Source organism: Chitinophaga filiformis, from assembly GCF_900102545.1.
Taxonomy (GTDB): Bacteria; Bacteroidota; Bacteroidia; order Chitinophagales; family Chitinophagaceae; genus Chitinophaga; species Chitinophaga filiformis.
This window is the reverse complement of sequence record NZ_FNBN01000003.1, coordinates 1,013,560-1,026,212: the sequence shown is the minus strand read 5'-3', so window position 1 is coordinate 1,026,212 and position 12,653 is coordinate 1,013,560. Positions and strand designations below refer to the sequence as shown.

The window sequence follows — 12,653 nt, the reverse complement described above, 5'->3', positions numbered from 1 at the left end:
ATGAAAACAAAGCATTCACATCTATATATATACACATTTCTTTTAGCCGCTGCTCTTATTGCCGCATGCAAAAAAGATGATCATTCCGCCGGAACCGTCTACATGCCAGACGCTGGAAAAGGTATTGTAAAAAGGGAATTTGCCATTGCAGATACGCCATTTATAGTATCCTACAGCGCCGTCATGACAGGAACTGACTATGCTACCGTATCTGGTATAAACGCTGCCAATGAGATTACCATACATTTCAAAGCAGACACTGCTCTCGTAGCAAAGTTCAATGAAGAAAACGGCACCAATTACCCGCTATTACCGGCAGGCAGCTACGAGCTGCAGACCAGTGCCACCATTCTGAAAGGAGCCACCGGTACAGGAAACTTAGCGCTTAAAATAATAGCAAAGGATAGAATAAATCCATTCCAGGATTATATGATTCCCATAAGCATAGAAAGCATTACCGGGGCCGCAGGAAGTGGCTATCAACAAACCACTTATTTTGTTGTAAACGGAACTGCTGATCTCGCGAGCATGCAACCTTATGATGAAAGTAACTGGAGTATTGCCGGTTTCTCCACCGAAGAACCTGCGGAAGGTGGCGGCAATGGCCTTGCTAAAGCAGCTATTGATGGAGATCCGGGCACTTTCTGGAACTCGAAATGGTCAGGCGGAGAACCCGGACCTCCACATTATATTATCATTGATATGGGTGAAGTGAAACCGGTACATGGTATCGGCATTATGGACCGCTATTTTGAAGGCGACTGGCAAACAGAGGGCCATGGACAACCGCAGGACGTTACGGTGTCTGTAAGTGCTGATAATGTTACCTGGGATGATGTTGCCAGTATTAAAGATATGCCACATGATGCCGGCCAGCCCTGGTACAGATACTTTGTGTCTACATTGAAAGATGCCAGGTATGTGAAAATAACCGTGACAAAAGTATACGCTACATCCAGCACCAATATCGCGGAAGTACAAATATTCTAAACCCAACAGACATGAAGAAAAAGCTTGTTTGCACGCTGCTGATCGCAGCTGGTATTGGATGTTTTGCCTGTAGCAAAAACAATAATCAATCACCAGCTATCACTGGCACTCCTATAGATGCCTCAAAAAATGATACGGTAAAAAACACCCAGGTGCTCAACCGGGGTGTGCTGCACCAGAAAGGGGCTGCACTAAAATCACTTTGTGTGATCAGCGGTAACAATCTTTCTGCTGAACAGAAAGTATTGGTCGCTACTTTACAGGGGCTTATTGCCAAAAGTTCTGCGGAACAGATATACATCGACGAAGGAGGTCCTTCTGCCGTATGGACAAACTATATGAACAGTAAATATGGTATTACCCTTACTAACTATAGTTCCTGGGCTGACCTTGTAGGTCGCTTTAAATCAAAAATAAGCGGATATGTGTTGTATAATCGTGCCACTAATCAAAGATCGCTGACAGCAGCCACGGCTTTATGTGGTCCGATGAACGCTATTGCGGTGGATGCAAGCCTGGAAACTGCCGTAATTGCGGCGGGTATTAGCACCCGCAAAGCAGATGTCCGTACACGCGATGAAAAATGGGTATACAGCAATTATCCGAAGGCTTTTAGCAATGCCCTCGCAGCAGAACTGACACCCACTATCAATCATCACCTGCGCGATTACATCACACTCACCAACGCGTTCACTTTCTATGACGGTGAAACGTCCTGGCGCAAAACAGTATTGAAGCACCTTGACCCCGAAGCTTTTTGCTTCGGGTACGGGCAGGAAGAATTCTCAATGGTATCTAATGCGGCTGAAGCCGGGGTGGTAATGCTTCCTACAGATCTCGCAGCTAACCTTGCTCCGCTCAGCAGTATATACGACAACAATGCTATCCGTCAAAAAACACCGGCAACACCTGTTACAGAGCCCAATGTACATTATGTAACATTCCTGGTAAGCGATGGCGATAACATTGCATATGACCTCTGGTCTTTACAGAACTATTTTAGTAACCCAATCCGCGGTTCCTTTAATATGGGATATACGATCAGCCCTTCGCTGGTCGATCTTGCACCCGCTGCATTACGCTGGTATTATGAAAATGCATCCGGCAAAGATCGATTTGTAGCGGGGCCCAGCGGAAGCGGTTATACCTTCCCCAGCAAAATGCCAGCTGCCGCCTTTGATAAATACCTTAACAGGTTGAATACTTTCATGGCAAAGGCAGATCTCAATATTGTGAACATACTGGACCAGGGCGCTATCGGGCGTATGGACCTCTGGAATAAATATTTGTCGCAAAGCAATATAGACGGATTGATCTATACGGGCTATGGAGAAGCCCCAAATGGAAGCATTCAGTTTGCAGACAATGGTAAACCCGTGATAGAAGCGAGAGACAATCTCTGGGCAGGGTTGGAAGAAGAGGCGGCCGTGATCAGCAATATAAACTCGCGCCCTGCCGATCCATCGAGCGCATCGGGTTATACACTGGTGTTTGTTCATACCTGGACAAAAGACCTGGCCAGTGTCAAAAAGGTCGTAGACGGTTTAAATGCCAATGTACGCGTAGTTACGCCGGATGTTTTTGTAAAACTCGTGAAAGCGAATCTGGGAAATAAATAGTTGTTGTTAGAGTCTACCACTAGCGCGGGGCTGCTGACGAGCCTGATTGTGGAGGTATTCAGCTGTCTCGCAGCAGTCTCGTGTGAACTGGTATTTTCAACAAACAAACCAAGCAATATTAATTGTAAATATAAAAACAGGAAATGGGTCTCAAAACATTTGGTATTACCACATGCCTGCTCGTAGCAGGTCATGCCACTATCCATGCGCAAAGTAATGACTGGGAGAACGAACAGGTATTAGGTATCAACAAAGAACCAGCCCGTACCATCTGTATTCCTTACGCCGGCAGAGAACAGGCATTAAAGGATGTGCCATCAACATCCCCTTGGTATGTATCATTAGATGGCACCTGGAAATTCCATTGGGTAAAACAACCTTCTGAGAGACCGCTTGATTTCTATAAAGCGGATTTTGATGCCACACAATGGGCAAGCATTCCCGTACCGTCCAATATGGAAATGCAGGGCTATGGTACACCTATTTATACGAACATTGAATACCCTTTTAAAGTAGATCCTCCCAGGGTAATGGGAGCAGTACCTGCAGACTGGACGACGGCGAAAGAGCCCAATCCGGTAGGATCTTACCGCAGGAATTTCGACGTTCCGGCTAACTGGAACGGGAAAGAAGTATTCATCCATTTTGACGGTGTGATCAGCGCCATGTATGTCTGGGTAAATGGGCAAAAGGTAGGTTATAGCGAGAGCAGTTTCAACCCGGCAGAATTTGACATCACAAAATATATCAAACCCGGAAAGAACCTGGTTGCCGTGGAAGTATACAAATGGAGTGATGGCAGTTACCTGGAAGATCAGGATATGTTCCGCTTCAGTGGTATCCACAGAAGCGTATACCTCTATGCGAAACCTAAGGTGCATATACAGGACTACTTCCTGCAATCAGACCTTGCTTCAGATTTTAAATCAGCCGTCTTTTCTGCAAAAACAGATATAAAGAATGACGGCAATGCAGCTGCGGCAGCATCCACGGTTACAGTTGATGTCTATGATCCTTCCGGCAAACTGTGTTCCAGCATCAATCAGGCTGTGGAAGCACTGAAAGGCTTAACTGCTAAAACATATACACTAAAGGCCAATATCAGTCGCCCCACACTATGGACAGCTGAGACGCCCAGTCTTTATACCGTATTACTGACACTGAGGGATAAGCAGGGACAAGTGCTGGAAACCCTTTCATCAAGATTTGGTTTCAGAAAAGTAGAAATAAAAGACAGTCGCCTTTGGGTGAATGGTGAACCGATATTACTGAAAGGTGTAAACCGTCATGAGGTACATCCCGCTTATGGCAAGGCAGTACCAAGGGCAACCATGATACGGGATATCACCCTGATGAAACAATGTAATATCAACACCGTACGTACCTGTCATTATCCCAATGATCCACTATGGTATCAGCTCTGTGATGAATACGGTTTGTATGTAGTAGATGAAGCCAACCTTGAAACACATGGTATGGGCGATCAGCTGACGAAAGATCCTGCATGGAAAAAGGCTTATGTTGACCGGCAGGTACGCCTGGTAGAACGTGACAAGAACCATCCATCAGTCATTATCTGGTCTATGGGCAATGAATCATGGGGAGGCGAGAATTTTGTAGCAGGCAAAGCTGCCATACGGGCGATAGATAGCTCCCGGCCCATCCATTATGAAGGATATAATGACATAGCAGATATTGAATCTACCATGTATCCTTCAGTGAACACACTGATAGCTGAAGGAGAAAAAACGTCCTCCAAGCCTTTCTTTATGTGCGAATATGAGCACGTGATGGGTAACTCCGGAGGTAACCTGCAGGAATACTGGGATGCCATTGAATCACATAAGCGCCTCATTGGAGGTTGTATCTGGGAATGGGTAGACCAGGGTGTTAATAAACGGATTCCCGGCGATACAACTGGTAAGACATTTATTGCCTACGGTGGTGATTTTGGCGACAAACCCAATGACGGTACGTTCAGCATTAAAGGGCTCACTACTTCAGACAGGAAGTTTACGCCTAAGCTGGAAGATGTCAGAAAAGTATACCAGTATGTAAAGATCAGCATGGCCGACGGACAAACAGGACGTGTTGCCATCAGGAATAAATATGATTTCCTCAACCTGGATGCTTTTGAATGCACCTGGACCTTATCTGAAAATGGCAGGGTGATACAATCAGGTATATTAGCACCTGTACATTTGTCGCCCAATGATTCTACTATTGTAACAATCCCCTGGCAGAAACCTGTATTGACACCAGGCGCTGAATATTGGCTGCGGGTAGCATTCCGCCTGCGTGAGGATGCTTTGTGGGCAAAACAGGGAACCGAGGTAGCGCATGAACAAATGAAAGTACCTTTCAATACCCTCCCAAAAGCAGCGCTTAACGTGGCGGAGTTGCCCGATGTAACGCTGCAACAGGATGGTGCCAGGGTGCAAATAAATGGTAAGGATTACTCTATCGCATTTGATAAATCTACCGGCAATATCTCTTCACTTCAATATGGCGATCATGTTATCATCAACGGTGCGCAAAATGGACCTGTGTCTAACCTGTATCGCGCAAGGCTGGATAATGACCGTACCAAAGAAAGAGGTCCTGCCATTGAATGGATGCAGGCCGGTTATGATAGTCTGCAATATACACTGAACAGTTTTGCAGTAAAACCTGTCGGCAGTAAATCTGTTGAAGTCTCCACTACCACTACCGCAGCTACGCGCTCAGGTTTCAAGGTAGTGACCCACATGCAATACACCGTATATGGGAATGGCTTCATTCACGTGAAGGCAGACTTTACCCCTGATACCAGCGGTTTGCCTATTCCCCGTCTCGGATTGCGTATGACGTTGAACCCTGGACTGGAAAATGTTGAATGGTATGGTCGGGGGCCTTTTGAAAACTATGCAGATAGAAAAACGGCTGCCGATATAGGGCAATATCAACGTACTGTAGATGATATGCTGGAACAATATGAACGTCCGCAGGGAATGGCCAACCGCGAAGATGTTCGCTGGGTAAAACTAACGGATGCGGATGATAAAGGAATTCTGTTTACTGCAGATGATCAGCTAAGTTTTACGGCACTGCATTATACCGACCAGGATCTATGGGCAGCACAACACCTGTATGAATTACACAGGAGGCAGGAAACTATTCTAAGCCTTGATAAGGCTCAGATGGGGCTCGGCAATGCCAGTTGTGGTCCTATTCCATTACCTCAGTATTATATTCCATTTAAACCGACTACATTATCATTCAGCATACAACCGTATGCCCCCTTACATGGTAAATAAAACGAGATCAACTTAATAGCTTTTAATATGAACTTTAAGCAGATTGTATTACAATTAACAGCACGCCTGTGTTTTATATCAGCAATAGGCGTCTTTTTACCGTCTCAGGTGAATGGACAAACGGCCCCCTCTCCTGTAGGTCCGGTACCCAATGCCAGGCAGATTGAATGGTACCACCGCGAGATGATAGCCTTCTTTCATTTCGGCATGAATACTTTTACGAATGATAATGAGGGAGATGGAACGGCAAGTCCACGACTATTCAATCCAACTGCGCTGGATTGCAATCAATGGACCGGTGTGCTCAAAAGCGCCGGCATTACAAGCGCTATCTTTGTGGCAAAGCATGCAGACGGCTTTTGTAACTGGCCAACTGCACATACCAACTATTCAGTTAAAAACAGTCCGTGGAAAGATGGGAAAGGAGATATTGTCAGGGAATTTACGGATGCCTGCAAGTCCGCAGGTATTAAAGCCGGGATATATCTCGGTCCGCACGACAGACATGATTCCAGATACGGAACAGATGATTACAGTAATTACTACGCCGATCAGCTATCAGAACTGTTGAGGAATTACGGCCCGATCTGGGAAATATGGTGGGATGGCGCAGGTGCTGACAAACTTACAACCGCTTATTATACAAGATGGGCGGATTCCGTTCGCCGACTACAACCCAATTGCGTTGTCTTCGGAACAAAAAACTCTAATGCCTTTGCCGACTGCCGTTGGGTGGGAAATGAATCAGGCATAGCCGGTGATCCATGCTGGTCAACGATCAATTTATCCTCCATAAAGAATGAATCCGATAATATCTCCGCATTAAACCATGGAGAACTGGATGGAGCTGCCTATGTACCAGCCGAGGTGGATGTATCAATCCGTCCGAGTTGGTTTTATCATTCGGAAGAAGATACACGGGTAAAAAGTCTTGCCACACTATGGGATATTTATTTTAACTCTGTAGGACACAACAGCGTGTTGCTTTTAAACTATCCTCCCAATAAGGAAGGATTGATATCTCCCGTTGATGCCAAAAGAAGTGATAGCCTGGGAGCACTGATTCGCGGTACTTTTAAAACCAACCTTGCCAGTGGCGCTACCATCACGACACTCCATCCCCGTGGTGCAAACTACAAGCCAGCCAACATGGTGGATAATCTTGAGAGCACCTACTATGCAACAGCTGATAATGCCAGCACAGACACGATAGTTTTCAATCTTGGTACTGCAAAAACATTCGATGTGCTGATGTTGCAGGAAGTAATTGAGCTGGGTCATCGTACTACGGGATGGTCTGTTGATTACTCAAATAATGGTAAAAACTGGATTCCTATTCCAGAGGCAACGGGGAAGCAGTCGATCGGTTATAAATGGCTTGTGAAGTTTAAGCCTTTGACGGCTAAATATGTACGACTACGGATTACTGAAGGCAAGGCATGTGCCGCTATTCATACTTTTGGTGTGTATAAGCAGCAGATGTTGAAGTAGGGGTTATAGCCATAGAGAAAGTATCTTATCACAATCATGCCTGAGAGGCCCAAAGCAGGAGGCAACGCTCGCCCGTTTTGGGCCTCTCAGTTTCTGGCAGGTTTCAGATTTCGGGAGATCACACCGCACTCAGACCTCTGCTGTGTCTTTGTACTCCCGACGCAAAGAACCCTCCACACTCATTCTTTACAGAACATTTCACACATTCCTCATGATAAACATTCTTCCAGTCTGATATGGATTTCCTGGCATACTGCCATAGTTCCCGAGGTAACACACAAAGCTGAGAATTATAAATAGAAACATTCATTCCCATATCTCCCAGATAAGTAACCGCATCAGTTAATTCTTCGCCATAATCAAGCGGATCTATCCAGAGGCGCTGGATATTATGTGGCGTATAACCCTGATGCTCCAGTCCCATAAACGTCACATGTGCAGCAAAGGGCAGATTCTTATAAATGAATCTGGATAGTTGCCTAAGCCGGGGAATGGTTTGTTGATGAAGTACTATCCTCAATTCTACCCGTACATTATTCCTCGCCAGGTGGTACAAACCCTTCACTGTTTGATAGAATGCATCTTTTGCCTGCACAATATAATCATGCTGGGGAGCATAGTCAGAATACAGGGGTATGCCCAGCATCAGCCTGTTGAAATCCATCTTTCCCAGTTTATTGGCAAGACCAGGCCAGGCGAAAGAGCGGCCATTGGTAAGACAATGTACTTCAGTATCGGGCAATGATGCTTTAATACACGCTAATAGTTTAAAGAACCGGTCTCCCAGCAGCGTTGGCTCTCCTCCGGTGATACCCAGCTCGATACAATCCTTGGGTATCAAGGGGATAGTCTGGCGATAGAGGTTATAAAAATAATCAGTATCGTCCCTGTCTCTGGGTGGTTGCGAGCACATAATACAGTTGCTGTTACACCTCTCTGTGAAAAGCAGGAAGTTGTGAACGGAGTTCACCCGGTATTGAGTACTGACCACGCCATCTGAGTGAATGACAACAATATCACCTTCACTTAGATGACTAAAGTCCGGGATCGAAAAGACGCCCGGTATTTCTGAGGGACCGTCATACGTTGACAGCACCGCTTTATAAGAGTGAATAAGCGTCGGAGGAGGCGTATCACATATAAGGACCTCAGCATTCTCTGCACCGGTAAAAGACACCCGTCCGACAATAGGTGTGGTAATTCCACGTGCAATACCTTTTGTTTTTAGTAACATCAGCTTTTACCTGTTATCCAGCTTCTAAATATTTTTTCAATTCGCGGATCATTCGTCATCAGCGTTATCAGATGCTCAATAATCCACATATTACGCTGACAGAATGCGCTTGTAGGACGATAACCATAGATATCTTCCTGGGTAGCATGATTAAAGACCGGATCAGCGCCGCAATAGGGTTGAAAAGCGCATTCTGAACAACCCGGAAGCGATTCATTCGTCATCGCCTGACTGATTTCCTGTGCTTGCCCGCCATAAAAAATCTCGTTGTAGGTAGATCTTCCAAGTTGTCCCAAACGAAAAGTATAATCCTGCATTTCCGCCAGCATTCTTGCTTCATCGGAAGCATAGATAGCGCCATCGTAATTAAAAACGATCACATTATTGATCAGTCCTGCCGGCGATTGCAGATCAACATAGCCAACAGGGAATGGCGTAAGCATCTTCCGGAGAATGATAGTAGCATAATCCTCACGAAGAAAATATCCATCCAGGTTGTGCGCTATTACCCTATCGAGAGCGGTTTTATAATACTCGAGGAAACGGCTTGTTTCATACTTATTCTTTCGATCACTACGGGTAGCGAAACCATAAGGGTTAATTGGCCGGAGAAATACATTACAAAAACCGAGACGCACGTACTCATCTACGATTTCCAGGGGATGCTCCAGGGATAAATTCGTGGTGGTAGTCAAAGCAGAAACATTATCTTCTCCCAGTACTTCCCTGCATCTACGGATACCTTCCACTGCAAAGTCATAACTACTGGCATTAGGCTTATGTCTGTTTTTATTATGAATGAAAGCCGGACCATCCAGCGACGTAGAGATCAGGATATTATTTTCCTTGCAGTATTGAAGCATCTCATCCGTCAATGGGGCAAGATTCGTACAGATCACATAAGTTACCTGCTTGTTATGCTTTGCAGATGCTGCTTTAGTCCGCTCAACTGCATAAACGATACTTTCGAAAGCCAATAGCGCCTCGCCTCCCTGGAACTCCATCGTAACGTGTGGATTCGGCGATTGCATCATCATATCGATTCCTGCATCGATATGATATCGGCTCATGTCAAAAGTATCTTTATCACTCGTAACTCTGGACACCTGGCAGTAATGGCAGGTATGTTCGCAGCGAAGGCTGATAACAAAAATATGCAAGGACGTAAAATGGTCCAGGAAAGACTTTCTGGTTCTGTAGCGCGTCGCCATCACTTCCAGCAAATCGGGAATTCTCTTCTCAGAAATAAAGAAGCCTGCAACCAGATCTTCGAATAACGACCGGTCTTCGGGATTTTCAGCATTAATCTCTTTCTGTATGATGCGGGCTGCAGTGCCTTCCGGAACCAGGATAAAATCACCCAGTTCATTGACCAACAGCTCCCTGCTATCAGCCATACGATGAAAACGAAATGGGAGCAGAGAATAATCAGCAGAGATAGTTTTATAGTATTGGGGGTCTTTAAACTTCCTTGTTTGTCGCGGGGTGTTGATAGTTGTTTCCATACTAAATACATTGAGGGTCAAATCCTACGGGATCAGTAATACTCGATACCGGAGCCTCATCTTCCTCATAATATGCGAAGGCCTTGGCGATAATCAATTCTCTGACAGTTCGGGTTTCTTCCGTAACAATTTGCCTGAGCCGGAAGTCAATCAGATCACGTTTAATGCGGGAGATTATGTTGTTCCAATCCGGAGTTGCGCCAGGGACTGTATATTTCAATGTGATCTGAAAGAGACTTTCATCAACTTTATTGATATCCACTTCGAAGGTATTACCATACCAGTAGAAGCACTTGAATAAGACTGCCTCGGAATAGAGCTTAGCATTCACAGTGATTTTTAGTATATCACTTACCAGTTGATATTCCATACTTTATTTCTTTAAGATTGCCTTCCATGTTTTAGGTCCGACAACGCCATCTGGTTTCAGATGATATGCCTTCTGAAAACTGATAACGCCTGCTTTAGTCTCATCTCCGAAGTATCCTTCATCATCACCTGAAGCGATATAATCAACCAGCAGACGCTGTAATCGGGTTACATCCTCTCCCCTGCTGCCCAGCTTTAATGTGCGATATTCTGAAGTTGTACCTGTCAGATCTACATCCATATACTGCACAGCGCTGTTTGAAGTCGAATGATTGGATTTATTATGTTTAACACTGCTCCTGGTTTTTGTTGATGAACTGCCAGAACCGGAAGAATAAGCTGGGGAGCTGGTATTATCATAATAAGAAGATGAACTCCTGCTGCCAGAGCTGTAAGAAGAAGAATAATGGGAACTATGAGAAGAATGAGATCTGTGAGAACTATGCGAACGATGCATCAGCACCAGGCTATTCTCCGGATTCGCCATATTCAACTTTAGCACCAGTTTAGGTTTCAGCACATTTCTATGCGCTTCTTCCGAATGACTATCGGTACCATGATCTGGCTCATAACTGATAATTGAGGCCGGGGCACTATTAGCGCTTAATGTGCCAAAGGCAGCTGTAATCACAGCGAGGCTTTTTCTAAGGAGGGATTGGAATCCAAATTTTGAATCGTTCATGTGGGGGTATTTGGTTTATTAATAAGGTTTCTCATGGCTTTATCATGAGAGGAGTACTTGCTATTGAATTGTGACAACCAAAAATACAACTCTCTGTCTGAGGTTTCTCCGGGGATTTTTCCGGTATTTTAATGGGATAAGTAAAATGCTGTACAAATACAGCAAGCGCCGTGTTCATGGTATTTTGATATTAAATCTCTGGATATATAGAGAATTAACATAGTCGTTTTTTTGTCAATCAGACTTATGCTCTCTATAACCCCAATCTTCCGTAACTTTACAATACATATACCCCGAACTATGGCAACAACCAACGCAACGATCCTGATCCCGGATATCAGCGGGTTCACTGAGTTCATGACAACCACTGAACTCAACCATAGCACACTCGCCATTAATATGCTTATTGATGCTATGATCAAAGCTATCGGTGATGAATATGAAGTAGTGGAGATTGAAGGCGATGCCGTTCTGCTGGTCAGGAAAGGATCCGCACCTTCCCGGGAAGAAATATTGAATACCTGCATGAACATCTTCAACGCTTTTCACTACCAGCGCAAATGGATGCAGCAACACATGGTTTGCCCTTGTGGAGCCTGCCAGGCGATTACCAATCTCACATTGAAGTTTGTAGTACATCATGGCCCTGTTGCAGAAATAACGGTCGGACGTTTTGTAAAGCAGTCTGGTCCTGAAATGATCATCGCCCATCGTTTACTGAAAAACAGTATTGACAGCAACGAGTACCTCCTGATCACAGAAAAGCTTTTTGACGATGTGACCGACGCACCTGTACGGGACGAACTGGAATGGGTTAGTTCATCAGAAGATTATCCCTCTATTGGTACAGTGAATTATCGTTTCGCCTTGCTTAACAAAGCAAGGGAAAGAGTACCTGAACTCCCTGCATTGAAAAACGATTATTGCGTTGATGGCACCTGTTACGTGGAAAAACCAATACCAGCGAACTATCGTGATGTGTATATGGTAGTGATGAATATCCCGGGCCGGGCTGAATGGGTGCCGGGACTACGCAAAGTAGAGCAGGATATACCTGCGGTGTTTATCGGAAGCATTCATTACTGCACATTTGATAACTATCAGGCGATTATATCTCCTCTGCGGATGACGATATCTGACGAGCAGGTCTTCTATGCAGAAAGCTGTAGCATTCCAGACATGGGTCTTTCTCTGGTCTACGAATTTGTATTTAATAAACTAAACGAACACTCCTGTTTCTTTGCGTGCCGTTTTTTGAATAACGGGCAATCTCCGGTGCCGGAAGAAATGCATACTGATTTATTACAAAGCATGCAGGATCTTGCGGAAAAGCTGGCAATATATTGTGCCCAAATGGAAAGCGCATCTTTAAAACCTGCTTTCCAAAAGGACTAGTGTAAAATAACAATCTTACTCACATACCCACCACTCCATACAAACAGCTCCCCCTGTTTTTTATTACGCACT

Annotated in this window: 9 protein-coding genes; 5 read left to right on the top strand and 4 right to left on the bottom strand. The window is 44.9% G+C overall.

Translation table 11 applies throughout. The annotated features are described in order from the left end of the window. From BLR32_RS16305 to BLR32_RS16290, 4 genes are all read left to right on the top strand, one after another. The gene (locus tag BLR32_RS16305; RefSeq protein ID WP_089833604.1) at positions 1-990 is read left to right on the top strand and encodes a BT_3987 domain-containing protein; all 990 of its coding nucleotides are present in this window, start codon (positions 1-3) and stop codon (positions 988-990) included. A gap of 11 nt (positions 991-1,001) precedes the next feature. Next, complete coding sequence (locus BLR32_RS16300; RefSeq protein ID WP_089833602.1) at positions 1,002-2,609, top strand: GxGYxYP domain-containing protein; 1,608 nt, start codon at positions 1,002-1,004, stop codon at positions 2,607-2,609. Between the two features lie 143 nt (positions 2,610-2,752). Then, complete coding sequence (locus BLR32_RS16295) at positions 2,753-5,905, top strand: beta-galactosidase, LacZ type (protein WP_089833600.1); 3,153 nt, start codon at positions 2,753-2,755, stop codon at positions 5,903-5,905. A gap of 27 nt (positions 5,906-5,932) precedes the next feature. After that, positions 5,933-7,396, top strand: a complete 1,464-nt coding sequence (locus BLR32_RS16290; RefSeq protein ID WP_089833598.1) for an alpha-L-fucosidase — start codon at positions 5,933-5,935, stop codon at positions 7,394-7,396. Between the two features lie 118 nt (positions 7,397-7,514). On the opposite strand, the gene hxsC is transcribed toward BLR32_RS16290, so the two are convergent. Genes hxsC through BLR32_RS16270 form a run of 4 tightly spaced genes read right to left on the bottom strand, consistent with a single transcriptional unit; the run spans position 7,515 to position 11,186 of the window. After that, the gene (gene hxsC / locus BLR32_RS16285; RefSeq protein WP_089833596.1) at positions 7,515-8,630 is read right to left on the bottom strand and encodes a His-Xaa-Ser system radical SAM maturase HxsC; all 1,116 of its coding nucleotides are present in this window, start codon (positions 8,628-8,630) and stop codon (positions 7,515-7,517) included. Next, entirely contained in the window at positions 8,630-10,135 is a 1,506-nt protein-coding gene (hxsB, locus tag BLR32_RS16280; RefSeq protein ID WP_089833594.1) for a His-Xaa-Ser system radical SAM maturase HxsB, read from the bottom strand. The genes hxsC and hxsB overlap by 1 nt, the downstream gene beginning before the upstream one ends. Before the next feature lies 1 nt (position 10,136). Continuing rightward, entirely contained in the window at positions 10,137-10,505 is a 369-nt protein-coding gene (gene hxsD / locus BLR32_RS16275) for a His-Xaa-Ser system protein HxsD (protein ID WP_089833592.1), read from the bottom strand. Positions 10,506-10,508: 3 nt separating this feature from the next. Continuing rightward, positions 10,509-11,186, bottom strand: a complete 678-nt coding sequence (locus BLR32_RS16270; RefSeq protein WP_089833590.1) for a peptidoglycan-binding domain-containing protein — start codon at positions 11,184-11,186, stop codon at positions 10,509-10,511. Positions 11,187-11,486: 300 nt separating this feature from the next. Between BLR32_RS16270 and BLR32_RS16265 the strand changes: the two genes are divergently transcribed. Beyond that, on the top strand, positions 11,487-12,581 hold the full coding sequence (locus BLR32_RS16265) for a DUF2652 domain-containing protein (RefSeq protein ID WP_176842307.1): 1,095 nt from the start codon (positions 11,487-11,489) through the stop codon (positions 12,579-12,581). Positions 12,582-12,653: the final 72 nt, after the last annotated feature.

Bases quoted from the DNA above. Each gene is read 5' to 3' on its own strand.
- BLR32_RS16305 (WP_089833604.1), top strand. From the start codon at position 1: ATGAAAACAAAGCATTCACATCTATATATATACACATTTCTTTTAGCC.
- BLR32_RS16300 (WP_089833602.1), top strand. From the start codon at position 1,002: ATGAAGAAAAAGCTTGTTTGCACGCTGCTGATCGCAGCTGGTATTGGA.
- BLR32_RS16295 (WP_089833600.1), top strand. From the start codon at position 2,753: ATGGGTCTCAAAACATTTGGTATTACCACATGCCTGCTCGTAGCAGGT.
- BLR32_RS16290 (WP_089833598.1), top strand. From the start codon at position 5,933: ATGAACTTTAAGCAGATTGTATTACAATTAACAGCACGCCTGTGTTTT.
- hxsC (WP_089833596.1), bottom strand. From the start codon at position 8,630: ATGTTACTAAAAACAAAAGGTATTGCACGTGGAATTACCACACCTATT.
- hxsB (WP_089833594.1), bottom strand. From the start codon at position 10,135: ATGGAAACAACTATCAACACCCCGCGACAAACAAGGAAGTTTAAAGAC.
- hxsD (WP_089833592.1), bottom strand. From the start codon at position 10,505: ATGGAATATCAACTGGTAAGTGATATACTAAAAATCACTGTGAATGCT.
- BLR32_RS16270 (WP_089833590.1), bottom strand. From the start codon at position 11,186: ATGAACGATTCAAAATTTGGATTCCAATCCCTCCTTAGAAAAAGCCTC.
- BLR32_RS16265 (WP_176842307.1), top strand. From the start codon at position 11,487: ATGGCAACAACCAACGCAACGATCCTGATCCCGGATATCAGCGGGTTC.